Consider the following 24,633-nt stretch of genomic DNA (forward strand, 5'->3'; position numbering starts at 1 on the left):
GGACGGGCGGAGTAGGCGCACGACGGGGCTGGGGGCGAGGGTGACCGGCGCAGGGATCAAGCGTGACCGCCCGGAGCCGGTCACCCTCGCCCCCAGCCCAACACGGCAACCACCGCCCAACAGCAACCAGCCACCAGAGCAACCAGCCAACAGAAGCGAAACCCAGGTGACAGCGGTCACGAACCGCAGCGGAAGAACAGGACCCCTCGTACCGTTGTGCAGAGCGTCGGTGTGTCCAGTGTCCCCGGGCCTCACCCAAATTGCCTTCGCGGAATACCGTCCGGCTGGAGCCGCGTCGTGCCACTCGCCGAGAGGCGACCTGCACACCGACGCCCAGCGGCGCCCCGGCCATCCGGTCGGGGCGCCGCTGTTTTCCCCACGCTGAGGATTGCCGAAAATGATCCGCGACTCGACTCGCGGGGCCCCGGCGGCTGGCCTAATGTTCAGGAGGTCAGCTTCCGCCAGCGGGGGAGGGGGTGTCGCGGGATGGGTCTGAAGACCTTCATCGAGGGTTGGCCGGTCTACCGGCAACTCACCGGCACGGACCCGCTCGGGCGGGGCGCGGCGGCCCAGTCGGCCCGTTCGGCGGCGCTGACGGCGCGCACCGAGACCGCCGACAGCGTGGCGCGCTCGGTCTGCCCCTACTGTGCGGTGGGCTGCGGGCAGCGGGTGTTCGTCAAGGACGGCCAGGTCACCCAGATCGAGGGCGACCCGGACAGCCCGATCTCCCGCGGCCGGCTCTGCCCGAAGGGCTCCGCCAGCAAGAACCTGGTCACCAGTCCGCTGCGGCAGACCACCGTCCGCTACCGCCGGCCGTACGCGACCGAGTGGGAGGACCTCGACCTCGACACGGCGATGGACATGATCGCCGACCGGGTGCTCGCGGCGCGGGACGCCACCTGGGAGGACACCGACGAGCAGGGACGGGCGTTGAACCGCACCCTGGGCATCGCCAGCCTCGGCGGCGCCACGCTGGACAACGAAGAGAACTACATCATCAAGAAACTCTTCACCGCGCTCGGCGCACTACAGATCGAGAATCAGGCGCGGATTTGACACTCCGCCACCGTCCCCGGTCTGGGGACCAGCTTCGGTCGCGGTGGCGCGACGGTCTTCCAGCAGGACGTCGCCAACGCTGACGTCATCGTCATCCAGGGCTCGAACATGGCCGAGGCCCACCCGGTGGGCTTCCAGTGGGTGATGGAGGCCAAACGGCGGGGCGCGAAGGTCTTCCACGTCGACCCTCGGTTCACCCGTACCAGCGCGCTGGCCGACACCTACCTGCCGATCCGAGCGGGTACCGACATCGCGTTGCTGGGCGGCATCGTGCGCCACATCCTCGAGAACGAGCTGGACTTCCGGCAGTACGTGCTGGCGTACACGAACGCGGCGACCATCGTCAGCGAGGAGTTCGTCGACACCGAGGACCTCGACGGCCTCTTCTCCGGCTACGACCCGAAGACCAACTCGTACGGGCAGCGCAGCTGGCAGTACGCGGGCCACGAGAAGAACTCCGGCGACCGCAACACGCACAAGGAGCGGGAGACGGCCGCCGGCCTGCGACACGAGTCGCACGGCATGCCGGTCGGCGGCCAGGTCCAGCGGGACGAGACGTTGCAGCATCCGCGCTGCGTCTACCAGCTCCTCAAGCGGCACTTCTCCCGCTACACCCCGGAAATGGTGGAGCGGACCTGCGGCATCCCGCAGGACAAGTTCCTGGAGCTGGCCAGGGCGTGGACGGAGAACTCCGGCCGGGAACGCACCGGGGTGCTGATCTACTCGGTGGGCTGGACCCAGCACAGCGTGGGCGTGCAGTACATCCGGACCGGCGCGATCATCCAGCTGCTGCTGGGCAACATGGGGCGCCCTGGCGGCGGCGTCCTCGCCCTGCGCGGCCACGCCAGCATCCAGGGTTCGACCGACATCCCGACGCTGTTCAACCTGCTGCCGGGCTATCTGCCGATGCCGCACTACACCGACCACACCAGCTTCACCGACTGGGTGGACAGCATCCGGCACCCGGGCCAGAAGGGCTTCTGGGACGACGCCCGAGCGTTCGGCGCGAGCCTGCTCAAGGCGTACTGGGGCGACGCGGCGACGCCGGAGAACGACTTCTGCTACGGCTACCTGCCCCGGATGACCGGCGACCACGGGACGTACCAGACGGTGCTGAACATGATCGACGGCAAGGTCAAGGGATACTTCCTGCTCGGCCAGAACCCGGCGGTCGGCTCGGCGCACGGCAAGGCCCAGCGGCTGGGCATGGCGAACCTGGACTGGCTGGTGGTCCGCGACCTCTTCATGATCGAGAGCGCGACGTTCTGGAAGAACAGCCCGGAGGTGGAGACCGGCGAGATCGTGCCGGAGGAGTGCCGTACCGAGGTGTTCTTCCTGCCGGCCGCCTCGCACGTGGAGAAGGAAGGCACCTTCACCCAGACCCAGCGGCTGCTCCAGTGGCGGGAGAAGGCGCTCGACCCGCCGGCCGACGCCCGCTCCGAGCTGTGGTTCTTCTTCCACCTCGGCCGGATCATCCGGGAGAAGCTGGCCGCCTCGGACAAGGCCCGCGACCGTGCGGTGCGCGACCTCGCCTGGGACTACCCCACGCACGGCGACCTGGTGGAGCCGAGCGCGGAGGCGGTGCTGCGGGAGATCAACGGGTACGAGGTGGCGACCGGCCGTCCGCTGTCGGCGTTCACCGAGGCCAAGGACGACGGCTCCACCGCCATCGGCTGCTGGATCTACACCGGAGTGTACGCCGACGGGGTCAACCAGGCCGCCCGGCGCAAGCCCGGACGCGACCAGGACTGGGTGGCCGCCGAGTGGGGCTGGGCCTGGCCGGCCAACCGCCGCATCCTCTACAACCGCGCCTCCGCCGACCCCGAGGGCCAGCCGTGGAGCGAACGCAAGAAGTACGTGTGGTGGGACGCCGACCGGGGCGAGTGGACCGGCTACGACGTGCCGGACTTCGAGAAGAAGAAGCCGCCCACGTACCGGCCACCGGAAGGCGCCACCGGTGTCGAGGGGCTCGCCGGCGACGACGCGTTCATCATGCAGGGCGACGGGAAGGGCTGGCTGTACGTGCCGACCGGGCTGCAGGACGGACCGATGCCGACGCACTACGAGCCGGCCGAGTCCCCGATGCGCAACCCGCTGTACGGGCAGCAGGCCAACCCGACCCGCAAGGTCTACGACAACCCGGTGAACTCGGTGAACCCGAGCCCGCCGCAGCCGCACACCGACGTCTTCCCGTACGTGTTCACCGTCAGCCGGCTCACCGAGCACCACACGGCTGGCGGGATGAGCCGGATGGTGCCACGGCTGGCGGAGCTCCAGCCGGAGATGTTCGTGGAGGTCTCCCCGGAGTTGGCGGGTGAGGTCGGCCTGGACCACCTCGGCTGGGCGCACCTGATCAGCGGGCGGGCGGCGATCGAGGCCAAGGTCCTGGTCACCGACCGGCTCACCCCGCTGCGGCTGGACGGCCGGGTGATCCACCAGGTGTGGCTGCCGTACCACTTCGGTCGCGAGGGCATCGTCACCGGCGACTCGGTCAACGACCTGTTCGGCATCACCCTGGACCCGAACGTCCTGATCCAGGAGAGCAAGGTCGGCACGTGTGACATCCGGCCCGGCCGCCGCCCGACGGGACCCGCCCTGCTCGAACTGGTGGACGACTACCGGCGCCGGGCCGGGCTGGTCCGGGGCCGCCCGCCGATCGTCACCACCGACGCGTCCGAACGGGAGGTCGGATGATCGAGGCCAACAGCCTCTACGGGCCGCTCGATCCCGCGCCGGACGCCGGATGGACCGACGCCCCGCCCCGGATGGGCTTCTTCACCGACACCAGCGTCTGCATCGGCTGCAAGGCGTGCGAGGTCGCGTGCAAGGAGTGGAACGGGGTACCTGACTCGGGCTTCGACCTGCTCGGCATGTCGTACGACAACACCGGCGCGCTGACCGCCAACTCGTGGCGGCACGTCGCCTTCATCGAGCAGCCGAGCCCGGCCGGGCACCGTACCCCGCCGTTCGAGGGGAACCCGACCGGCCCGGCGGCCAGCCCGGCCAGCGCCGCCACGGCCGCCGGGACCAGCACCGACACCGGCACCAACCCCGGCCTGCCCCCGGGCCGGCCGGATGCCGCCACCCGGATGGCCGCCGGGCCGGAGTTCCTCGGCATGCCTGGCTCCCAGCCGCCCGGCCGGGCCACCGGCGCCGAGTCGCGCACCGACTTCCGCTGGCTGATGATGTCGGACGTCTGCAAGCACTGCACCCACGCCGCCTGCCTGGACGTCTGCCCGACCGGGTCACTGTTCCGCACCGAGTTCGGCACCGTCGTGGTGCAGGAGGACATATGCAACGGCTGCGGCTACTGCATCTCCGCCTGCCCGTACGGGGTCATCGACCAGCGCAAGGGCGACGGCCGGGCGTGGAAGTGCACACTCTGCTACGACCGTCTCGGCGCCGGCATGACCCCCGCCTGCGCGCAGGCATGCCCGACCGAGTCGATCCAGTTCGGGCCGCTGGACGAGCTGCGGGAACGCGCCGCCGCGCGGGTTGCCCAGCTGCACGACCGTGGGGTGCCGGAGGCGCGGCTCTACGGCCACGACCCCACCGACGGCGTCGGCGGCGACGGCGCGTTCTTCCTGCTCCTCGACGAGCCCGAGGTGTACGGCCTGCCACCGGACCCGGTGGTCACCACCCGGGACCTGCCGAAGATGTGGAAGCGGGCCGGGCTGGCCGCTTTGGCCATGGCGGCGGGCGCCGTCGCCGCGTTCGTCGGAGGTGCCTCGTGAGCCCGGACCGCGCCCCGGTGGGCGACCTGTTCCGCCGGTTCCGGGAGCGGCTCGCCGCCGACGGGCCGGAGCGCCGCGTCGGGCCGGGGCTGGCACCGCAGCTGCCGCGCGGCGTCGACCCGATCGAGCGGTCCCGACGCAAGGGCCGCAGGGGCGGCGGCGGGGAGCATATCAACGTGCCGCCGGCCGAGTTCACCTCCTACTACGGCCGGCCCATCCTCAAGCCGCCGGTGTGGAAGTGGGACATCGCGGCCTACCTGTTCACCGGCGGCCTCGCCGCCGGCTCGTCGCTACTGGCCGCCGGCGGCCAGCTCACCGGCCGGCCGGCGCTGCGCCGGGCCGGCCGGGTCACCTCCCTCGCGGCGGTCAGCGCCAGCGCGTACTTCCTCATCCACGACCTGGGCAAACCGAGCCGGTTCCACCACATGCTGCGGGTGGCGAAGCCGACCTCGCCGATGTCGGTGGGCACCTGGATCCTGAGCACCTTCGGCCCCGCCGCCGGGCTGGCGGCGGTCGCCGAGGCGGCGCCCTGGCTGCCCGAGCGGGGCCTGCTCGGCCTCGGCCGGCGGCTGCTGCCTCCCGCCGGGCACGCGGCCGGGCTGCTCGCCGCCGCCACCGCGCCGGCGCTGGCCACGTACACCGGGGTGCTGCTCGCCGACACCGCGGTGCCGTCCTGGCACGACGCGTACCCGGAACTCCCGATCATCTTCGCGGGCAGCGCGCTGGCCAGCGGCGCCGGTGTGGGGCTGCTGGCCGCGCCCACCGCGCAGGCCGGCCCGGCGCGGCGGTTCGCGGTCGCCGGCGCCGCCATGGAGCTGTGGGGTTCGCACCGGGTGGAGAACCGGCTCGGGCTGCTCAGCGAGCCCTACGCGACCGGCACCCCCGGCAGGCTGCTGCGCGCCGGCCGGGCGCTGACCGCCGCCGGGGTGGCCGGCGCGCTGGTCGGGCGGCGCAGCCGGCTCCTCTCCGGCCTGTCCGGCGGGGCGCTGCTCGCCGCCGCGCTCTGCACCCGGTTCGGCATCTTCCACGGCGGGGTCGCCTCCGCCCGGGATCCGAAGTACACCGTGCTGCCGCAGCGGGAGCGCGCCCGGCAGCGGGAAGGCCAGGCACCAGACGGCAACGGGCCGGGCGCCGGCCCGATCGGGGGGTAGCTGCGCTGCCGCCGCTGACCCGCCTGCCGATCACCCCCGGCCGGCGCCGGCCGCGCTTCGGGACGCCCGGACCCTGACCGCCCGGCGGTTCGCCCCTCTCGCGGGCGGACGGAGATCGCATGTGGTTTAGTGCTCGGTGGAGGCGTTCAGGAGGCTGGTGCCCCTCCCGGTCTTCAAAACCGGTGTGGTCCGGGACCCGGGCCAGGCGGGTTCGATTCCCGTCCGTCTCCGCCAAGCAACCGTGCGGCTCCGCCTGCGCGAGGCAGGCCAGGGGGAGATGACGCGATGCGTGACGCCGACCCGCGGCGGCGGGTGCCACGTACCGACACGTTGCTGGCCGACCCCGGGCTGGCCGCCGCCGTCGACACCCTCGGCCGCGACCGGGTCAAGGCCGCCATCGTCCGGGCCCAGCAGCGCGCCCGCCGCGGCGAGATCACCCCCGACGAGGTACGCGACGCCGCGCTGGCCGACCTGCCCGCGCCCGCCCCCCGGGCGGTGCTGAACGCCACCGGCGTCGTGGTGCACACCAACCTCGGCCGGGCGCCGCTCTCCGCCCCGGCCGTGGCGGCCCTCGTCGCCGCCGCCGGGCACACCGACGTGGAACTGGACCTGCGCACCGGGCGGCGGGCCCGACGCGGCCGGGACGCCCTCGACGCGCTCGCCGCCGCCGTGCCCGACGCGCCCGCCGTGCACGTGGTCAACAACGGCGCCGCCGCGCTGGTGCTCGCCGCGACCGCCCTCGCCGCCGGCGCGGAGATCGTGGTCAGCCGGGGCGAACTGGTCGAGATCGGCGACGGCTTCCGCCTGCCGGACCTGCTGGCGAGCACCGGCGCCCGGCTGCGCGAGGTGGGCACCACCAACCGCACCGCCCTCGCCGACTACGCCGCCGCGCTCGGCCCGGACACCGGGTTCGTGCTGAAGGTGCACCCGTCGAACTTCGTGGTCCGCGGCTTCACCTCGGCGGTGCCGGTGCGGGACCTGGCCACGCTGGGTGTGCCCGTGGTCGCCGACATCGGCTCCGGACTGCTCGCCCCGGACCCGTTGCTGCCCGACGAGCCCGACGCCGCCACCACCCTGCGCGCCGGCGCTCACCTGGTCACCGCCAGCGGCGACAAGCTGCTCGGCGGCCCGCAGGCCGGCCTGCTGCTCGGTGCCGCCGACCTGGTCGACCGGCTGCGCCGGCACCCGCTCGCCCGGGCACTGCGGGTGGACAAGCTCACCCTGGCCGCGCTCGCCGCCACCCTGCACGCCCCGACCACCCCGACCCGGGCAGCGCTGCACGCCGACCCGGCCGCGCTCAGGCAGCGGGTGGAACGGCTGCGCGACCGCCTCGGCGAGGACGGGTGCAAGGCCGAGGTGGTGCCCAGCACCGCGGTGGTCGGCGGCGGAGGCGCGCCCGGCGTGGAGCTCGACTCGTGGGCGCTGAGCCTGCCCGAGCGGTACGCCCAGCCGCTGCGCACCGGCGAGCCGCCGATCCTCGGCCGGGTCCTGCACGGGCGGCTCCTGCTCGACCTGCGCTGCCTACCGGCCGACGCCGACCAGGCCGTCCGGGCGGCGATCCTGCGGGTGGGCGGCTGACATGTGGGTCGTCGCCACCGCCGGGCACGTCGACCACGGCAAGTCCACCCTGGTCCGGGCACTGACCGGGATGGAACCCGACCGGTGGGCGGAGGAACGCCGCCGAGGCATGACCATCGACCTCGGCTTCGCCTGGACCACCCTGCCCTCCGGCGGGACCATCGCCTTCGTCGACGTGCCCGGGCACGAGCGGTTCGTGCCGAACATGCTGGCTGGCGTCGGCCCGGTCCCGGCCGCACTGGTCGTCGTCGGCGCGGACGAGGGCTGGATGCCACAGTCGGCTGAGCACCTGGCCGCGCTGCACGCGCTCGGGGTGTCGTACGGGCTGCTGGCGGTGACCCGCGCGGACCTGGCCGACCCGGGCCCGGCGGTGGCCCGCGCCCGGGCGGAGATCGCCGCCACCTCCCTCGGCGAGGTGGAGGCGGTGGCCGTCAGCGGCGCCACCGGCGCGGGCCTGCCCGAGCTGCGGGCCGCCCTCGACCGGCTCGCCACCCGGCTGCCCGCCCCGGACCTGGGCGCCCCGGTGCGGCTCTGGGTGGACCGCTGCTTCACCATCCGGGGCAGCGGCACCGTGGTCACCGGCACCCTCGGCGGCGGCCGGCTGCACGTCGGCGACCAGCTCGAACTCGCCGCCACCGGCGAGCCGGTGCGGGTCCGCGGCCTGCACTCCCTCGGCGTCGCGCGGGACCGGATCGACGCGGTCGCCCGGGTGGCGGTGAACCTGCGCGGCGTGCCCCGCGAGCGGATCGCCCGCGGCGACGCGCTGCTCAGCCCCGGCCGGTTCCACCGCACCGACCTGCTGGACGTCCGGCTCGCCGGCGATCCGGCCGCCGACCTGCCGGCCACCCTCACCCTGCACGTCGGCTCCGCCGCCGTGCCGGCCCGGGTACGCCCGCTCGGCCCGGACACCGTGCGGCTGCGGCTGGCCCGGCCGCTGCCCCTGCTGATCGGGGACCGGGCGCTGCTGCGCGACCCCGGCCGGCACCACGTCGCCGGCGGGGTGACGGTGCTGGACGTCGCCCCGCCGCCGCTGCACCGGCGGGGCGCCGCCACCGCCCGGGCGGCGGTGCTGGCCGCGCTGGACGGCAGGCCCGACCTGGCCGGGGAGCTGCGCCGCCGGCGGCTGAGCCGGGCCGGTGAGCTGACCCGGATGGGGGTGGCGGTCACCGCCGCGCCGGTGGCCGGGGACTGGCTCGCCGACCCCGAGCACTGGCGGGCCCTGGCCGGACGCCTCGCCGAGGAGGTCACCCGGTACGGCCGGGCGCATCCCCTGGAGCCCGGCGTGCCCGTCGAGGTGCTGCGCCAGCGCCTCGACCTGCCCGACCGGGCGCTGGTCGCGGCGCTGCTGCGGCCACCGCTGCGGCTGCGGGCCGGCCGGGTCACCGCCGCGGCGGCCGACACGCTGCCCGATCCGGTCGCCCGCGCCGTCGACCGGGTCCGCACCGAGTACAGCGACCGCCCCTTCCAGGCCCCCGAGGCACACCGCCTGGCCGACCTCGGCCTCGGCCCACGGGAGATCGGCGCGGCGGTCCGGGCCGGAGCCCTGCTGCGGCTGGCCGACAACGTGGTGCTGCTGCCGGGCGCGCTCGACGACGCGGTCCGGATCCTGGCCCGGCTGCCGCAGCCGTTCACGCTCAGCGCCGCGCGGCAGGCCCTCGACACCACCCGCCGGGTGGCCGTGCCGCTGCTGGAGCTGCTGGACCGGCGCGGCGCCACCCGCCGGCTGCCCGACGACGCCCGCGAGGTGGTGGCACCGCCCGGCTGACCCTTGCCCCGGTGTGCGAGCGTGTGGCCATGATCATTCCATGGCTCGGCGCAGGCTTCGCCGATTCCCGCAGCCGCCGTCGACTGCTCCGGCGTGCCTTGGCCGTGGTGATGGCGCTGTGCTGGTTGGCCTGGGCCGCCCTCGCCTGGTGGACGGCGCCCCGCCAGGTCGGCCCCGAGCAGCTGGACCGGGACCTCGCGGCCGGCAGGATCGTCACCTTCGTCCGCGCCGACGGATGGGACCAGGAGGGCGGCTTCTGGGGGCGCCGGCCCGAACCGCGGTACGACAGCGAGGGCTGGATGATGATCTGGAGCCTGCCCGACGGCCGGGTTCGCTACGCCGACGTCGGTGGCCTGTCGATCGATGAGGAGCGGCCGGCCGACCACGAGGACGCGCGCCTTGCCCGGGTCGCCTCCAGCTGGCGCACCGACGGAGCGCCCGCCGACCGGCTCGCCGACGCGGCGACGCTGCTGGCCGGGGCGCTGGCGCTGACGTGGCTCGGGCTGCTCATCGCCGGCCCGGCACCGCAGGCCGGCAGCCGCTGCTTCTGGTTCTGGCTCGGGCTGCTGCCGTTCGGTGCAGGAGTGCTCGGCTGGCTGCTTCGCGAGCAGTGGCACGCCGAGCTGCCGGCGGGCCGGGACCGGCAGTCCGGCTGGGCCGGGTTCGGCTGGGCGCTGCTCGGGGGATTGGTGCTGTCGCTGGCGGTAATGGGATTGCGCGCACTGTTCGGCGGGATTGTCATACCCGGCGGGTGATCCCAAGCCGCTCCGTCAGCGCCGCGGGTCGCCTACGGTGACGCCATGGATCCTGCGGCGATCTGGCGGGACAAGCAGCACCGGTGGCGGATCGAGGCCTACCGGGCACCGGATCTGCGGTTCGCCATCTTCGCCACGAACGGCACCACCGAGTCCGCGCCGCTGTGGCTGTTCGGGATGAACGCGCTGGCCCGCTGGCTGATGACGCACAAGATCTCGCTGGACGACCTGGAGAAGGACTGACCGGCCGGCGCGGCACACCGGGCGGCGGGAGGGGGCGTGATGGCCGGACAACTCGTCCTGATCGTGGTCCTGGTGCTGATCAACGCGGCCCTGTCCGGTAGCGAGATGGCACTGGTCACGCTCCGGGAGGCGCAGCTGCGGCGGTTGGCTCGGGCGGGGCAGAGCGGGGCCCGGCTGGTTCGTCTGGCCCGCGAGCCGAACCGTTACCTGGCCACCGTCCAGCTCGGCATCACCCTGGCCGGCTTCCTCGCCTCGGCGGCAGCCGCGGTGTCGTTGACCCAGCCCCTGGTGGGGCCGTTGAGCTTCCTCGGCCGGGCGGCCCATCCGGTGGCCGTGCTGCTGGTGACCCTCGTACTGGCCTTCGTCACCCTGGTGGTGGGTGAACTCGCCCCGAAGCGGCTGGCCATGCAGTGGACGGAACGGTGGGCACTGCTGAGCGCGGGACCGCTGGACCTGCTGAGCCGGGTGTCCCGCCCGGCGGTGTGGCTGCTCAGCCGCTCCACCGACCTGCTGGTCCGGCTCGCCGGCGGCGACCCCCGGGCGCGTCGCACCGAGGTGACCGAGGAGGAGCTGCGGGAGATGCTGGTGAGCCAGCGCGGCCTGTCCGCCCAGCAGCGGGAGATCCTCGCCGGGGCGTTTGACATCGCCGGTCGGCGGCTGCGGGAGATCCTGGTGACCCGGCGCGACGTGACCTTCCTGCCGGCCGCGATCACGACGGCCGAGGGGATGCGCCGGCTCGCCGCGACCGGCCGCTCCCGCGCCCCGGTGGTCGGGCCGGGCGGCCTGGACGACGTGTGCGGCGTGGTGCACATCCGCGACCTGGTCGACGGCGACGGCGCCACCGTCGGCGCCCGGGCCCGCCCGTCGGTGCTGCTGCCGGGCACGCTGCCGGTGGCCGACGCGATCCGCCAGCTGCGCCAGCGCCACGAGCAGCTCGCCCTGGTCGTCGACGAGTACGGCGGCATCGACGGCCTGGTCACCATGGAGGACCTGCTCGAGGAGGTGGTCGGCGAGCTGTACGACGAGACCGACCTGGACGTGCGTGGCGTGCTCCGCGAGCCCGACGGCGGCCTGGTGATCCCGGGTGACTTTCCCCTGCACGACCTGCCCGACGTGGGGGTGCGGCTCACTTTCCCGCTGACCCACGAGTACACCACGGTCGCCGGGCTGGTGCTGGCCGGCCTGGGTCGGGTGCCCACCGGCCCGGGCGAGACGGTGCGGCTGCCCGGGCTGACCGTGGAGGTGGTCGAGGTGGCCGACCGGGCGGTGCGCCGGGTACGGCTGCGGGGCCCGGCCACCGGCTCCCGCCCCGACTGACCTGACCCGGACGGGGGACCTCCGGCGAAACGGACGAACTAGGCTCAACACGCCTGTACCGTGCGGAGCGTGAGGGACCGAAACCTGCGTACCTTCCTCGCGGTGCTCGCCGGGGTGGCGGTGATCTACTTCGGGGTCAGCGGCCACCGCAGCGGCGGCGGCGAGGGCGGCATCTCCGGCGGTCTGGTCCTGCTCGCCGTGGCCGCGTCGCTGCTGGTCTGGTACCTCACGAAGCCGGGCCCGGCCAAGTGACCCTCAGCGACCGGCGGCCGTGCGGCTGACCTCGCCGGCCGACTCCTGGCCGAGCGCCACCCGGACCAGCGCCGACGCGAGCCGCCCGAAGTCGGCGTCGCCGACCAGCCCGGCCAGCCGGCCCGGGTTCGCCGGCAGGCCGAGCCGCTTCGCGCCGGCGAGGGTCCGCCGGTCCGCGTACGGGCGCAGATCCGGCCACACCGCCTGCGCCTCGCGCAGGAAGATGTCCGCCCCGGTCGGCCCGATGCCGGGGAACTCGGTCAGCAGCCGCCGCAGCGCGTCGCGGTCGCCGTCGGCCTCCCGGTGCATGCGGCGCAGGTCCCCGTGCCACCGGTCCAGGCACAGCCGGGCGGCCCGGCCGAGCATGGTCGCGGTGCGCTCGTCGTAGCGGCGGTAGTGCCCCCGACCGAGCGCGTCCACCCGGTCCTGCCAGCTCGCCGCCTCCATCGCCTGCGGGGTCCGGTAACCCGCGCCGAACAGTTCGCGGGCCGCCGCAATCGCCACGCAGGCCCGGATCCGGGTGCTCAACAGGGTGGTGAGCACCAGCAGCTGGTAGAGCGGCGCGGGCCGGTCGGCGAGCGCGATCCCCGCCTCCTCCGCGTACGTGCGGGCCTGCCGGTCCAGCAGCACCCGCGCCACCTTCCGATCGTCTGGCATCCCGTCCGGGTACCCGCCCCGGCGGCAGACAGACCAGTGCGCTCGGCATCTCTGTGGGTGGTCCGTGCGGACCAGATGCGCCACGGAGGTGCGGAATGCGCCTGGGCGGCGGCGGGTACGCCGATCAGGTACGCGGCCCACGCCGTGTGCTCCCACTGGGAAGGAGAGACCTGTGGTCAAGCCGCAGCAGGAGGAACTCCGCCGCAACGACAAGGGCGCGACCAGCCAGGACAGCCGTGAGGGCCTTCAGGTGAGCGGGCATCCGCGCAACAAGGGCACGTCCAACGCGGACGTGGGGCGGCCGGTTCCGAAGGGACAGGTGTCGCCGTACGGTCCGGCCGGTCAGCCGGTGGCTGACGACGAGAGCGGCCGGCGGCGCTAACGGCGCCGCCGAGACGGCGGCCGCAGCCTCCGCCAGGTGGCTGCGGTCGCCATTCCGTACGCCAGGTGCGGCACGATGTCGGACAGCCAGTCCTTCGGCCGCCAGGTCCGGGGGTCGCTCACGCCGAGGGCGGCGATCGACCCGTCGGTGGTGGCCATCACCCCGCCGCCGAGCAGTCCCGCGGCGAGCGGCAGCGGGATGCGGCGACGGGCGGCGAGCACTCCGAACACGGCGCCGGCGGCGATGCCGGTGCCGTAGCCGAGGACGGCCCCGAGCCCGGACCGGCGGTTCGCCGCCTTCTCCTCGGGCCCGAGGTCGATGTGCGCGGCGTGGGCCATCCGCCCGGCGGTCTCGTCCGGGGTGCTGCTCGACGGGCGGGCCCGAACCACCATGTCCAAAAACGTGACGACGTTCAACGTGGCGGTGCCGACGGCGCCCGCGATGGCGCCGTCGACCACGGGTGCCGCCCTCACTTCGGGTCGCCCGGTTCGCGCTCACCCTTGGGGCCGAACGTCCGTTCTCCCCGGACGATGCCCCGCTGGCCGCGGTCGTCCTGGAGGATCCGGTTCGCCACCTGGTTCGCCTCCTGGTCGGCGGCCCGCCCGGAATTCTCGATCAGATCGCGTAGCCGCGCCCGCTCCTTGTCGTACGCGTTGCTGCCCGGCCGTGGTCCTGGCATCGCTGCCTCCTCCGGTGTGGGTACCCGCACCGTCTACCCGCCGACAGCGGCGCCAACCGTTCAGCCGGGGGAGCGGACCACCGCGACCGGGCAGTCGGCGTGGTGCAGCACGCCCTGGCTCACCGACCCCAGCAGCAGCCCGCTCAGCTCGCCCCGGCCCTGCCCACCGACGACCATCAGCTGGGCGTCGCGGGCGGCCTCGGTGAGCACGGCGACCGGCCGGCCGTGCACCGCTTCCCGGGTCACCGGCACCCCCGGGTGGCGCTCGGCCAGCCCGGTGAGCGACCGGGCGAGGACCTGGTCCTCCTCGTCGTGCAGCCGGTTCTCCTGGTAGACCAGCGGCTGCATGTCGCCGGGACCGGTGGAGACCGGATGCGTGTAGGCGAGCACGGCGTGCAGCGGGGCGCCGCGCAGCGCCGCCTCCTCGGCGGCGAACTCGACGGCGGCCCGGGACGGCGGGGAGCCGTCGACCCCGACCACCACCGCCCCTGCTGGCCGCTGCGCGCCGCGGGCCACCAGCACCGGGCAGTCGGCGTGTGCGGCGACCTGGACGGCCACTGAGCCGACCACCAGGGCGGCGAATCCGCCGAGGCCGCGGTCGCCGAGCACGAGCATCGTGGCGCTGGGGGTCTCACCGAGCAGCACCGCGGAGGCCTCGCCGTCGATGATCTCGCCGGAGACCCGTACCCCGGGCGCTGCCGCCTCCGCCTCGGCGACGGCCGCGGCGACCAGCTGCTCCGCCTGGTGCCGCAGCCCGCCGCCGGGCGGCGCCCCGGCGGGCGGGGTCACCGGTACGCGCAGCAGCGGCCAGATGAACGCGTGCACGACCCGCAGCGGCCGGTGCCGTCGGGCGGCCTCGGCCGCGGCCAGCCGGACGGCCCGCCGCGCCGGCTCCGAGCCGTCGACGCCGACCACCACCGCCGCGCCGTTCGCCGAGTTCACCGCTGCACCTCCTGGCCGCCGGACGCCCGCGGCCAGTATCGCGGCCGGTTGTGCGTCGCCGGGGCGATACCGAAGGAGCCGACCCCTGGGTACGCTGTCGACCACCGCCCGAGGAAGGGAGCCTCGTCGATGGCCGAGCCCGACCAGCCGAGCACTGCCCGCATGATCGACTTTTGGCTCGGCGGCGAGCACCACTTTCCGGTGGACGTGGCCGCGGCCCGCGCCTTCGAGGGGGCGTACGGGCCCTGCGCGGAGATCTTCCGCTCGTTGCGGGACTTCCTCGGCCGGGCGGTCCGGTCGATCGCCGGCGCCGGGGTGGACGGGTTCCTGGTCTTCGGCGCCGGCGTGCCGACCCGCGGCAACGTGCACGAGGTCGCCCCGGACGCCACCGTGCTCTACACCGACGTCGACCCGGTGACCATCCGCCTCGGCCAGCGCCTGCTCGCCGACAGCGACCGCGCCGGGTACGGCTTCGGCGACGCCACCGACATCGGCACCATTGACCCGGCCCAGCTGCACCGCTTCGTGCCCGGGTGGGGACGCCGGCCGGTCGGCGTGGTCTTCCTCGGGCTGGCCGCGTTCCTGGACGACGCCACCCTGGCCCGCACCCTCGACGAGCTGTACGAGGCGGTCGCGCCGGGCAGCTTCCTGGCGATCGACTTCGACAGCGAGGAGTTGGCCGGGCATCCGGAGGCGCTGGCCATGATGGGTCCGGCGTTCCGGATGCGACCGCCGGCCGGGTTCGCGCCGCTGCTCGGCCGCTGGCAGCCCACGGTGGACGGCATCGTGCCGGTCGCCGAGTGGCGTCCGGCGGGTGCGCCCGCTCCGGTGCCGGACGCCTTCTACGGCGCGGTGGCCGCCAAGCCCGGCGGTTGACCGCGGGCGTTTCCGGCCCTCCGGTCTGTCCCGGACCTGCCACCGTCGACCCGCTGGCGAGCCGGCGGGGAACCGGGGCGGCCGGCCGTGCAGCGCCCTCCGTATGATGCTTGCTCCGCAGCAATAGTCGCCTTCGGAGGATGAGCATGCCGGATGCGCCCGGACAGGTGTCGCGTGCCCTGCGCGCGGCGCCGCCCGACCAGTTGGCGGAGGAGGCCGACCGGGCGATCCGCCTGGCGCTGGACGCGTCGCGGACCGAGGTGTTCATCGCCGACTACGGGTTCAGCGGCCTCTGGCCGGTGCTCGACCCGGACCTGCCGGACGGCGGCTTTCTCGCCTGCCAGGGCGTGGCGCAGCGCTGTTTCAGCAGTCAACAGCCGGTGTTGGACAGCGGCGAGGGCGGTCGCTGCCGGGTCTACCTGCCGCTGTCGGTGTGGGGTGAGCGGCTCGGGGTGCTGATGCTGGAGCTGCCGGTGAACCCGGACGCGGCGGTGGTGGAGGTGGCCCGGGACGTCGCTGGCGACCTGGCGGTGGCGCTGCGGGCCGCGGACCGGGGGACCGACCGGTATCGGCGGGCCCGCCGGCGGGAACGGCTCAGCATGGCGGCGGAGATGCAGTGGGACCTGCTGCCCGGGCGCAGCGTCACGCACGGCGACTTCGTGCTGGCCGGGCAGCTCGAACCGGCGTACACCGTGGGCGGCGACCACTTCGACTGGTCGGTCGACAGCGACCGGCTCACCGTCTCGGTGCTCAACGGTGCCGGCAGCGGCCTGGCCGCGTCGCTGCTGACCACGGTGACCGTCAACGCGATGCGCAACGCCCGGCGCTCGGGCGGAAGCCTGGTGGAGCAGGCCGAGCTGGCCTCGGACACCATCTTCTACCAGCAGCGGGGGAGCCGGCACGTGGCCACGCTGTTGCTGGAGCTGGACACCCGGCGGGGCGTGGTCCGGGCGGTCGACGCGGGTTCGCCGCACGTGCTGCGGCTGCGCGGCGGCGCCGTCTCCCCGGTTCCGCTGGAGCAGCAGTTGCCGCTCGGCATGTTCGCCGAGACGCGGTACGAGGTGCAGGAGTTCACGGTCGAGCCGGGGGACCGGCTCTTCGTGGTCAGCGACGGCGTGTACGCGGCACAGCCGGACGGGCAGGAGCCGTACGGGGAACGGGCCATGGCGCGATCGATGCGGTCCACTCGGTTGCAGCCAGCGGCCGAAGCAGTTGGTACGGTGATGCGCGAACTGCACGCGTACCACGCCGACGCGGATCTCCGTGACGACGCGGTGATCGTCTGCCTGGACTGGCGCGGTTCCAGCCCTCCGGACGACGCCGACGGGCAGTGACCAGACCGGCGGGGCGAACATCGCAGGGGACATCGGGTGGAGCGATCTCCGAATCTTGCCGCGGCCATCGATGCGGCTGCCGAGGCGCTCATCGGTGTGCTCGACTCCGCGGCCCCCCGGCACACCGTGAGCGTCTCGCCGACCCAGCTCCGCGTGCTGTCGCTGATCATGGCCCATCCGGAGACCAACGTGAACCGGCTGGCCGAGCTGCTGGACGTCGTACCGTCCTCGGCCAGCCGGCTCTGTGACCGGCTGGAGGCGGTCGGCCTACTGCGCCGGGTGGCCGATCCCCGCGACCGGCGCGAGGTGCGGCTGATCCCCACCGCCGCGGCCGAGAGCCTGTTGCGGGACCTGAAGGAGCGGCGCCACAGCGCGGTCCAGGCGGTGCTGGACCGGATGCCCCACCGGGTCCAGCACGAACTGCTGGTGGCCCTGATCGCGTTCAGCCAGGCGGCGGCGCTCGGCGCTCAGCAGGCGGCTGCCGACTCCACCGCCCGCACGGCCTGACTCCGGCGCTCGCCCACGCAGCACACGATTTCGGCCTGCGTTCCGCCTTTCGACTAGTGTCCTAGGATGCCCTACGGGTGGTGCGCCGCCACACAGAAGACAGACACGGCCACCCCGACCGAAAGCGGGCCCCGGGCACGCCGGAGCGGCCCGATATAGTGGCAGCGCAACTGGCCGGCCCGCGATCGACACGACCGCGGGCCGCATCGGGGAGGTCCCAGCCCGGGATCACAGAGGGCGCCGGCACTGACCGGCCGGCAACGCGCACGTCCGAAGGAGCGGCCGATCGTGGTCGGTCCCGGGCCGTGCTGCGAAGGGAGGGTTCGGTGTCGCGTCGGCCGGCTCCATCGGAGCATCCGGCTCCCGGCGGTGCGACGGCGGTGGTGGTCGACCGTGTCCTCACCCTGCCGAACGTGATCAGCTTCGTCCGGCTCGTCGGCGTGCCGCTGTTCCTCTACCTCTTCCTCGTGGTCCGGGCCGACGTCGCGGCGATCGTTGTGCTGGCGATCGGCGGCACCAGCGACTGGGTGGACGGCTGGATCGCCCGCCGGCTGCACCAGGTCAGCCGGCTGGGGGAGCTGCTCGACCCGCTCGCCGACCGGCTCTACATCCTGGCCACGCTGCTGGCGTTCACCGCGCGCGAGGTGGTGCCGTGGCAGTTCACCGCAGCGCTGCTGGCGCGCGAGCTGCTCCTGCTGGGGTCGCTCGGGGTGCTGCGCCGCTACGGTTACGGCCCACCGCCGGTGCATTACGTCGGCAAGACGGCGACGTTCCTGCTGCTGGCCGCGTTCCCGACCCTGCTGTTGGCCGCCGCCGCGCCGAGCATCGCCACGGCGGCCGGGGCGATCGGCTGGGGCCTGGCCTGGTGGGGTCTGGTGCTCTACTGGGTGGCCGGGGGCATGTACGTGGTGCAGGCCAGCCGCCTGGTCCGCGAGATGCGGGCGCGGCGCGCGGGAGCGGCGGCATGAGCCTGGCGCCGCGGGAGCGGGCCGGGGACCCGTCGGCGCGGTCGTACGCCCCGGACTTCCTCACCGAGCTGTTCCGTAACCCGCTCGATCCCGGGTACGCCGACGCGGCGGCGCGGCGCCGGGAGGGGCCGACGTCGCGGTTGCGGCGGCTGCTGGCCCGTCCGGTCAGCCTGGTGGTGCTCGTGGTGATCGGGTTTCTGTTCGCGGTGGCGTACCGGGAGACGATCGCGGAGCAGCCGAGCCGGGCGAAGGCGCGGGCCGGGCTGATCGCCGAGATCAAGCAGCGGGAGGCCGAGACGGACCGGTTGACCGAGCGGGCGGACCAGCTGCGCGAGGAGGTCGGCCGGCAGCGGGACGCGGCGTTGAGTGGTTCGCAGGCGTCCCGGTTGCGCAACCTGGAGGCGGGTACGGGCCTGGGCCGGGTGCGCGGTGACGGTGTGGTGGTGCGGTTGGCCGACGCTGCGGCGGACAAGGACGCGGTGACCGGTGCGGACGCCGGTCCGTCCCGGGTGTTGTACTCGGACCTGCAGAAGGTGGCGAACGCGTTGTGGGCGGCGGGCGCGGAGGCGGTCGCGGTCAACGGGCAGCGGCTGACGGCCACGTCGACGATCCGTTCTGCGGGTGAGGCGATCCTGGTCGACTACCGCCCGGTGACGAGCCCGTACGAGGTGACGGCGATCGGTCCGGGGTCGATGCGGGACAAGTTCGACGGCAGCCGGGCGGCGGACTTGATGCGCGACGTGGCGCGGACCACCGGGTTGTCGTTCGGTGTGAAGGACGTCGACGACCTCACGCTGCCGGCCGCGCCGCAGCCGCGGCTAATCTACGCCGAGCCCTCGGTGAGTCCGAGCCCGTCTCCGTCGGGTTCGGGTGTCGCCGGTTCGACCAGTCCGGGGCCGTCCGGTTCGCGGACGTCTCCCAGCCCCTCCGGAGGTGGCCGATGATCGCGGTGCTGGCGTTGTTCGCCGGTGTGCTGCTCGGGGTGTATCTGGACCCCACCGTGCCGGCGGCGTTGCAGCCGTATCTGCCGATCGCCGTGGTGGCCGCGCTGGACGCGGTGTTCGGTGGCGTACGGGCGAAGCTGGACCGGATCTTCGACGACAAGCAGTTCGTGGTGTCGTTCATCTCGAACGTGTTGGTGGCGGGGGTGATCGTGTACCTGGGTGACCAGTTGGGTGTGGGCGGTCAGTTGTCCACCGGTGTGGTGGTCGTGCTCGGGGTGCGCATCTTCGGGAACGTGGCGGCGATCCGTCGGCACTTGTTCCGGGCGTAGGTTGTGGTGATGAGCGAGGAGCACCGGGAGACGGGCACGGGTTGGCCGGAGCCGGAGAAGCCGGCGCGGCCGTCGGGTCCGGCGAGTGAGCCGGATCCGCGCCCGGACGCGCCGGATCCGGACGAGTTGAGCCCGTTGGCGCCGTCGGAGCGGGAGGCGGAGGACCCGCCGGCGGGTGACGCGCCGGACGGGTCGGCGACGGCGACGGCGAAGTCGGTGTCGCGGCGGTTGACGTCGGCGGGGGCGATGATCGCGGTGCTGCTGGCGTTGCTGGGGTTCACCCTGGTGGTGCAGTTGAAGACGACGTCGACGGATCCGACGCTGGCGGCGACGCGGGAGGAGGACCTGGTCCGGATCTCGTCGGATCTGGATTCGCGGGAGCGGCGGCTGCGGCAGGACATCGCGGCGTTGGAGGAGAGCCAGCGGCAGTTGCGCTCGGGTGAGCAGGGTCGGGCGGCGGCGTTGGAGGAGGCGACGCGGCGGGCGGACGAGCTGGGCATCCTGGCGGGTACGTTGCCGGCGGTGGGGCCGGGTCTGTCGGTGCGGTTCGAGGGTGGCGAGAAGGCGTTGGCGTCGACGCGGATTCTGGACGCGGTGCAGGAGTTGCGGGGTGCGGGCGCGGAGGCCATGCAGATCGCCGGGGCGGATGGGACGGCGGTGCGGATCATCGCGTCGACCTATTTCGTGGACGGGCAGGGTGGTGGCCTGGTGGTGGACGGGCGGCGGTTGAGCGGTCCGTACACGGTCCTGGTGATCGGTGATCCGGCGACGATGCGTACCGCGTTGAACATTCCCGGCGGGGTGGTCGCATCGGTGACGGATGCCGGCGGTAACGTGATCGTTGAGGATCGTGAGGCTGTGGAGGTTTCGCAGTTGCACGCGCCGATCAAGCTGGAACACGCCCGGCCGGTTTCCTGACCGGTCGGGGCCGCGCCGGTTTTCCCCCCGGTGCACCGATGATGAAGGACGCAGCTGGTGATTCCTGAGGATCTGCGGTACACCGCCGAGCACGAGTGGGTGGCGGGTGGTGACGGCGGTGCCGTCCGGGTCGGTATCACGCACTTCGCTCAGGACGCTCTGGGTGACATCGTGTTCGTCCAGTTGCCGGACGAGGGTGCGGTGGTGGCGGCGGGTGAGTCGCTGGGTGAGATCGAGTCGACCAAGAGTGTGTCGGAGATCTACGCGCCGGTGAGTGGCACGGTGTCGGCGCGCAACGAGGCGTTGACCGACACGCCTGAGGTGATCAACACGGACCCGTACGGTGCGGGGTGGTTGGTGGAGATCACCGCGGATGATCCGGCGGTGGTCGAGGGTTTGTTGACCGCTGCTGCGTACCGCGAGCTCACTGAGAGCTGATTGTCGTTGCGGGCGGCGGGGTTGGTTCTCCGCGCGTCCGGTTGCCCTGATTTTCGGCGCTGGCTAGGCTCGCCCAGTCGACCGAAAAGCCGATAGTTGAGCGTTGTGGAATGCGCCTTCCCGGGCACGGGGAGCCAGCCGCCGGGTGTGTGACTGCCCGGCGGCCAGACCCGCCATTACCCCGACGCCGACCGAACAGATCCGTGAGGTGGTCCCCATGACGCGCCCAGGCGACGAGTTCCCCCCGCTCGACGTCACTTCTACGCTCAATCTCGGTTCGCTCGACGAAGTGCTGGAGGGTCCGGACACCGATGTGGTGCCGAGCCGGATGTCCGGTTCGTTGCCGCCGGGGATGGCGCTGCTGGTGGTTCGTCGCGGTCCGAATGCGGGTGCCCGGTTCTTGTTGGATCACGATGTGACGACGAGTGGGCGGCACCCGGACAGTGACATTTTCCTCGATGACGTGACGGTGTCGCGGCGGCACGCCGAGTTTCACCGGGACGGTGGCACGTTCACGGTGCGGGACGTGGGCAGTTTGAACGGCACGTACGTGAATCGGGAGCGGGTCGAGGCGGCCACGTTGAGCAATGGTGACGAGGTGCAGATCGGTAAGTTCCGGGTGGTGTTCATCGCCGGTCCGCGTCCGGAGGAGGAGGCCGGCCGGGGGTGAACGGGCCTGCGGCTTCGACGCCGTCCGGGGCGGCGCGTGCCACACCGCTGATGAGTATCGGTGAGGTGTTGGCGCAGTTGCGGGCGGAGTTCCCGGACGTCACCATCTCGAAGTTGCGGTTTCTGGAGGCCGAGGGCCTGGTGGAGCCGCAGCGGACGCCGGCGGGGTATCGGAAGTACAGCTGGGACGATGTGGCGCGGTTGCGGTTCGTGTTGACCGCGCAGCGGGACCAGTATCTGCCGTTGCGGGTGATCCGTGATCAGTTGGCGGAGTGGGACGCGTCGGGTGCGGCGCCGGGGCGGCAGCGGCCGGCGTTGGTGGCGGTCGGTCCCGGTGGTGAGGTGCCGGGTCGGGACGGGGCGGAGCCCGCCGAGTCGTCGGAAGTGCGGCTGGGGCGGGCGGATCTGATCTCCCGTAGTGGTGTCGACGAGTCGACGCTGGCCGAGTTGGAGCGGCTCGGTGTGCTGGTGTCGGATCCGCCGGGTTGGTACGACGCGGATGCGTTGATCATCGCGCGGGCGGTGGCGGGGTTGGCGGCGTACGGGTTGGAGCCGCGGCATCTGCGGGGGTACCGGACGGCGGCGGATCGGGAGGTCGGTCTGTTCGCGCAGTTGGTGGCGCCGTTGGCGCGGCAGAGTGATCCGGCGGCGCGGGCGCGGGCGGCGGAGACGGCACGGGAGTTGGTGGCGTTGTCGCAGCAGTTGCACGCGGCGTTGGTGCGGGTGGGGCTGCGGTCGACGTTGGGTCGATGAGGTGTGGGGCCGGGTGTCGTGGGGGCGCCCGGCCTCTGCTGTCGGTGGGCGCGGAAAGATCTGGCTCGGGAAGCGTGTCGTAGGCTTGCCGGGGTAACCCGTTCTGGCGAGGCGTGGTGCACGTAGCGCACGGGACTCTCGTGTCGCGGTCCGTGTACCGTGCAGGGAAGGGCGCGGTGCGGGCGTAGGTGACAACGACACGGAGGCGGCGGTGCGCGAGCTGAGCGTGGTCGGAGTTCGGGTGGAGCTGCCCAGCAACCAGCCGATCGTCCTGCTGCGGGAGGTCGAGGGGGACCGCTATCTGCCGATCTGGATCGGCGCGGTCGAGGCGACGGCGATCGCCTACGAGCAGCAGGGGGTCAAGCCGGCGCGGCCGTTGACGCATGATCTTTTGCGGGACGTGTTGGCGGCGTTGCAGGCGCCGTTGCGGGCGGTGGAGATCACCGAGTTGAAGGAGAACGTCTTCTACGCCGATCTGTTGATCGGTGACGGGGTGCGGGTGTCGGCGCGGCCGAGTGACTCCATCGCGTTGGCGTTGCGGGTGGGGGCTCCGATTCGTTGTGCGGAGCAGGTCCTCAGTGAGGCGGGGATCGTGATCCCGGACGAGCAGGAGGACGAGGTGGAGAAGTTCCGGGAGTTCCTGGAGCAGGTGCGGCCGGAGGATTTCGCGGGCTGACTGGTGGTCGGCCCGGGTGGGTTCGGTGGCCGGGCGTACTGGTGTCACGGTGGGTGAGCGTCGCTTGCTGTGGGTGATCTTCCTGGTGGTTGCGCGGCGTGTCGCGGTGGTTCGTGCGTGGTAACTCCTTGGTGCGGCGATAGGGTTGCGGTGTCGAGGGGTGCACGTGCGCGGAGAGGCGGCGTGTCACCGCACGGGCGGGGAGGTTGTCCGGATGCACGAGCCGCGAGATCCTGGTCCGGGTATGGAGCAGCAGGCGGGTGTGGCGCCCGCGCCGGGCGGTGACGGCGAGGTGGGCTACCGGGGCGTGACGGCCTGTCACGCGGTGGGCATCAGTTACCGGCAGTTGGACTACTGGGCTCGTACGGGCCTGGTGGTGCCGAGCGTGCGGGACGCGTCGGGGTCGGGGACGTCCCGGTTGTACTCCTTCCGCGACCTGGTGGTGTTGAAGGTCGTGAAGCGGCTGTTGGACGCCGGGGTGTCGTTGCAGAACATCCGTAGGGCGATCGAGGCGTTGCGGTCGCGTGGGGTGGAGGACCTGGCGGGCATCACGTTGATCTCCGATGGGACGTCGGTGTACGAGTGCCGGTCGCCGGAGGAGGTGGTCGACCTGTTGCAGGGCGGCCAGGGGGTGTTCGGCATCGCGATCGGTGGCGCGTTCAAGGAAATCCAGGGGTCGTTGTCGACGCTGCCGGCGGAGCCGGCGGATTCGTCGGGTCGTGCTGGCGAGGAGTCGGCGGAGTCGCCGTCGACGGAGTCGGTGGGTGACGAGTTGGCGGCACGTCGGGCGCGTCGTCGGGCGGGCTGAGCTGGCGGTCCGTCGGCGGGGGTTCCGTCGGGGCCGGTGTGTGGAATCGCGTCGTGGCTGGAGCCCGACGCGATTCTTTATTGCGCTGCGTGTCGGGCCGGCTGGTGGTTGGCCGGGCTGGTCCGATGGGTGGGACCGGTGGCCCGGCGCGACGGGGTGCCGTGCCGGATGACGTCTACGGTGATCACAGCCCGTCGTCGGCCGGGCGCGGCGGTAGCTGGTCGGCGCGGTCCAGGGTGGAGGGTGTCACGTGGACAGGTCCACCGCCGGTGACGCACTGACATTGTCGGGTGGGCCCGACGATGAAACGTCCTTCCGGCTGATGACGACGCTGGCCGGTCGGCGGTTGTCAAAAATCTGATAGGCCGGCCGTGCCTTTATCCGGATGGCGCGCTAAGGTCCCACACGGTCGCGCTGGCACTGAACGTTACGGCACCTCCCGCCAGCCGACCGGTTGCCCCTCCGCGCCGAGTCGCGCGGCCTTTCACCCTGGAAGGAACGACCGTGACGGTTATTGAAGAGACCGCGCCGTCCCACTACGAGCGGATTGGCGGCGCCAGTTCGGTCAAGGCGGCGGTGGCCCTGTTCTACGACAAGGTGCTCGCCGACCCGGAGCTGGCCGGCTACTTCACCGAGCTCAACATGGCCGAGCAGCGGCGGCACCTCGCGTTGATGCTCACCGTGGTGCTCGGCGGACCGAACGAGTACGAGGGCCGTGAGCTGGCCGAGGTGCACCAGCCGTTGAACATTCCGGTGGCGCACTACGTCAAGGTCGGTGAGCACCTGACGGCGACGCTGACGGAGCTGGGCGTGCCGGGCGACATCATCGGCTACGTGCAGGTCGTCCTGGAGAAGGTGCAGGACCAGGTGGTGGCCCAGGGACGCGGAACGGGCGTCTGAGT

General features: G+C 73.1%; 27 protein-coding genes and 1 tRNA gene. 24 read left to right on the forward strand and 4 right to left on the reverse strand.

Annotated features, from left to right (window positions below; all coding sequences use genetic code 11):
- The first annotated feature begins 486 nt into the window (after positions 1-486).
- The 10 genes from fdh to ABZ783_RS16495 all read left to right on the forward strand — a co-directional run bounded on the left by fdh (position 487) and on the right by ABZ783_RS16495 (position 11,851).
- Positions 487-3,750 (forward strand): formate dehydrogenase, encoded by a 3,264-nt coding sequence (gene fdh, locus ABZ783_RS16450; protein WP_357438543.1) that lies wholly within the window; start codon positions 487-489, stop codon positions 3,748-3,750.
- Positions 3,747-4,790 carry a 4Fe-4S dicluster domain-containing protein gene (locus tag ABZ783_RS16455; RefSeq protein WP_357438546.1) on the forward strand — a complete coding sequence of 348 codons (1,044 nt, stop codon included), beginning with the start codon at positions 3,747-3,749 and terminating at the stop codon, positions 4,788-4,790. Before fdh ends, ABZ783_RS16455 begins: the two co-directional genes overlap by 4 nt.
- Positions 4,787-5,941, forward strand: a complete 1,155-nt coding sequence (gene nrfD / locus ABZ783_RS16460) for an NrfD/PsrC family molybdoenzyme membrane anchor subunit (RefSeq protein WP_357438549.1) — start codon at positions 4,787-4,789, stop codon at positions 5,939-5,941. Before ABZ783_RS16455 ends, nrfD begins: the two co-directional genes overlap by 4 nt.
- A gap of 138 nt (positions 5,942-6,079) precedes the next feature.
- A tRNA-Sec gene (locus ABZ783_RS16465) sits at positions 6,080-6,175 on the forward strand.
- 51 nt (positions 6,176-6,226) lie between these two features.
- Positions 6,227-7,519 carry an L-seryl-tRNA(Sec) selenium transferase gene (selA, locus tag ABZ783_RS16470; protein ID WP_357438552.1) on the forward strand — a complete coding sequence of 431 codons (1,293 nt, stop codon included), beginning with the start codon at positions 6,227-6,229 and terminating at the stop codon, positions 7,517-7,519.
- Position 7,520: 1 nt separating this feature from the next.
- Entirely contained in the window at positions 7,521-9,284 is a 1,764-nt protein-coding gene (selB, locus tag ABZ783_RS16475; protein WP_357438554.1) for a selenocysteine-specific translation elongation factor, read from the forward strand.
- A 29-nt stretch (positions 9,285-9,313) separates the two neighbouring features.
- Positions 9,314-10,039, forward strand: a complete 726-nt coding sequence (locus ABZ783_RS16480; RefSeq protein ID WP_357438557.1) for a hypothetical protein — start codon at positions 9,314-9,316, stop codon at positions 10,037-10,039.
- Positions 10,040-10,084: 45 nt separating this feature from the next.
- The gene (locus tag ABZ783_RS16485) at positions 10,085-10,282 is read left to right on the forward strand and encodes a hypothetical protein (protein WP_073833287.1); all 198 of its coding nucleotides are present in this window, start codon (positions 10,085-10,087) and stop codon (positions 10,280-10,282) included.
- Positions 10,283-10,321: 39 nt separating this feature from the next.
- Positions 10,322-11,599: a hemolysin family protein gene (locus ABZ783_RS16490; protein WP_357438560.1), complete on the forward strand. Its 1,278-nt coding sequence runs from the start codon at positions 10,322-10,324 to the stop codon at positions 11,597-11,599.
- A 69-nt stretch (positions 11,600-11,668) separates the two neighbouring features.
- Positions 11,669-11,851, forward strand: a complete 183-nt coding sequence (locus ABZ783_RS16495) for a hypothetical protein (RefSeq protein WP_073833285.1) — start codon at positions 11,669-11,671, stop codon at positions 11,849-11,851.
- Positions 11,852-11,854: 3 nt separating this feature from the next.
- Here the strand turns inward: ABZ783_RS16495 and ABZ783_RS16500 are convergent, their stop codons facing one another.
- Positions 11,855-12,508: a hypothetical protein gene (locus tag ABZ783_RS16500; RefSeq protein ID WP_357438563.1), complete on the reverse strand. Its 654-nt coding sequence runs from the start codon at positions 12,506-12,508 to the stop codon at positions 11,855-11,857.
- A gap of 172 nt (positions 12,509-12,680) precedes the next feature.
- Between ABZ783_RS16500 and ABZ783_RS16505 the strand changes: the two genes are divergently transcribed.
- Positions 12,681-12,890, forward strand: coding sequence for a hypothetical protein (locus ABZ783_RS16505; RefSeq protein WP_073833196.1), 210 nt, complete (start codon positions 12,681-12,683; stop codon positions 12,888-12,890).
- Here ABZ783_RS16505 and ABZ783_RS16510 read toward each other — a convergent pair.
- From ABZ783_RS16510 to ABZ783_RS16520, 3 genes are read right to left on the reverse strand one after another with little or no spacing between them, the layout of a single operon-like run.
- Positions 12,887-13,363, reverse strand: coding sequence for a hypothetical protein (locus ABZ783_RS16510; protein WP_357438566.1), 477 nt, complete (start codon positions 13,361-13,363; stop codon positions 12,887-12,889). The two genes, ABZ783_RS16505 and ABZ783_RS16510, sit on opposite strands and share 4 nt — an antisense overlap.
- Complete coding sequence (locus ABZ783_RS16515) at positions 13,360-13,569, reverse strand: phosphatidylethanolamine-binding protein (RefSeq protein WP_073833194.1); 210 nt, start codon at positions 13,567-13,569, stop codon at positions 13,360-13,362. The genes ABZ783_RS16510 and ABZ783_RS16515 overlap by 4 nt, the downstream gene beginning before the upstream one ends.
- A 60-nt stretch (positions 13,570-13,629) precedes the next feature.
- A complete protein-coding gene (locus ABZ783_RS16520; RefSeq protein ID WP_357438569.1) occupies positions 13,630-14,511 on the reverse strand; it encodes a universal stress protein in 882 nt (293 codons plus the stop codon).
- A gap of 129 nt (positions 14,512-14,640) precedes the next feature.
- Here ABZ783_RS16520 and ABZ783_RS16525 point away from each other — a divergent pair, with 129 nt between their 5' ends.
- From ABZ783_RS16525 to ABZ783_RS16585, 13 genes are all read left to right on the forward strand, one after another.
- Positions 14,641-15,387 carry an SAM-dependent methyltransferase gene (locus ABZ783_RS16525; protein WP_357438571.1) on the forward strand — a complete coding sequence of 249 codons (747 nt, stop codon included), beginning with the start codon at positions 14,641-14,643 and terminating at the stop codon, positions 15,385-15,387.
- Between the two features lie 146 nt (positions 15,388-15,533).
- Positions 15,534-16,721, forward strand: a complete 1,188-nt coding sequence (locus ABZ783_RS16530; RefSeq protein ID WP_357439249.1) for a PP2C family protein-serine/threonine phosphatase — start codon at positions 15,534-15,536, stop codon at positions 16,719-16,721.
- Between the two features lie 36 nt (positions 16,722-16,757).
- Positions 16,758-17,228: a MarR family transcriptional regulator gene (locus ABZ783_RS16535; protein WP_357438574.1), complete on the forward strand. Its 471-nt coding sequence runs from the start codon at positions 16,758-16,760 to the stop codon at positions 17,226-17,228.
- A gap of 383 nt (positions 17,229-17,611) precedes the next feature.
- Positions 17,612-18,196 carry a CDP-alcohol phosphatidyltransferase family protein gene (locus ABZ783_RS16540; protein WP_241825077.1) on the forward strand — a complete coding sequence of 195 codons (585 nt, stop codon included), beginning with the start codon at positions 17,612-17,614 and terminating at the stop codon, positions 18,194-18,196.
- Entirely contained in the window at positions 18,193-19,140 is a 948-nt protein-coding gene (locus ABZ783_RS16545; protein ID WP_357438577.1) for a DUF881 domain-containing protein, read from the forward strand. Before ABZ783_RS16540 ends, ABZ783_RS16545 begins: the two co-directional genes overlap by 4 nt.
- Positions 19,137-19,469 (forward strand): small basic family protein, encoded by a 333-nt coding sequence (locus tag ABZ783_RS16550; RefSeq protein WP_073833183.1) that lies wholly within the window; start codon positions 19,137-19,139, stop codon positions 19,467-19,469. Before ABZ783_RS16545 ends, ABZ783_RS16550 begins: the two co-directional genes overlap by 4 nt.
- Positions 19,470-19,475: 6 nt before the next feature.
- Positions 19,476-20,387, forward strand: a complete 912-nt coding sequence (locus ABZ783_RS16555) for a DUF881 domain-containing protein (protein ID WP_357438580.1) — start codon at positions 19,476-19,478, stop codon at positions 20,385-20,387.
- A 57-nt stretch (positions 20,388-20,444) separates the two neighbouring features.
- Positions 20,445-20,825: a glycine cleavage system protein GcvH gene (gcvH, locus tag ABZ783_RS16560; protein ID WP_357438583.1), complete on the forward strand. Its 381-nt coding sequence runs from the start codon at positions 20,445-20,447 to the stop codon at positions 20,823-20,825.
- A 217-nt stretch (positions 20,826-21,042) separates the two neighbouring features.
- Positions 21,043-21,495, forward strand: coding sequence for an FHA domain-containing protein (locus tag ABZ783_RS16565; RefSeq protein WP_088962138.1), 453 nt, complete (start codon positions 21,043-21,045; stop codon positions 21,493-21,495).
- Positions 21,496-21,545: 50 nt separating this feature from the next.
- A complete protein-coding gene (locus ABZ783_RS16570) occupies positions 21,546-22,247 on the forward strand; it encodes a MerR family transcriptional regulator (RefSeq protein ID WP_357438586.1) in 702 nt (233 codons plus the stop codon).
- A 211-nt stretch (positions 22,248-22,458) separates the two neighbouring features.
- On the forward strand, positions 22,459-22,923 hold the full coding sequence (locus ABZ783_RS16575; protein WP_073833177.1) for a bifunctional nuclease family protein: 465 nt from the start codon (positions 22,459-22,461) through the stop codon (positions 22,921-22,923).
- A gap of 244 nt (positions 22,924-23,167) precedes the next feature.
- A complete protein-coding gene (locus ABZ783_RS16580) occupies positions 23,168-23,731 on the forward strand; it encodes a MerR family transcriptional regulator (protein WP_357439254.1) in 564 nt (187 codons plus the stop codon).
- A gap of 504 nt (positions 23,732-24,235) precedes the next feature.
- A complete protein-coding gene (locus ABZ783_RS16585; RefSeq protein WP_073833173.1) occupies positions 24,236-24,631 on the forward strand; it encodes a group 1 truncated hemoglobin in 396 nt (131 codons plus the stop codon).
- Positions 24,632-24,633: the final 2 nt, after the last annotated feature.

Source organism: Micromonospora sp. NPDC047738, assembly GCF_040642675.1.
Classification (GTDB): Bacteria; Actinomycetota; Actinomycetes; order Mycobacteriales; family Micromonosporaceae; genus Micromonospora.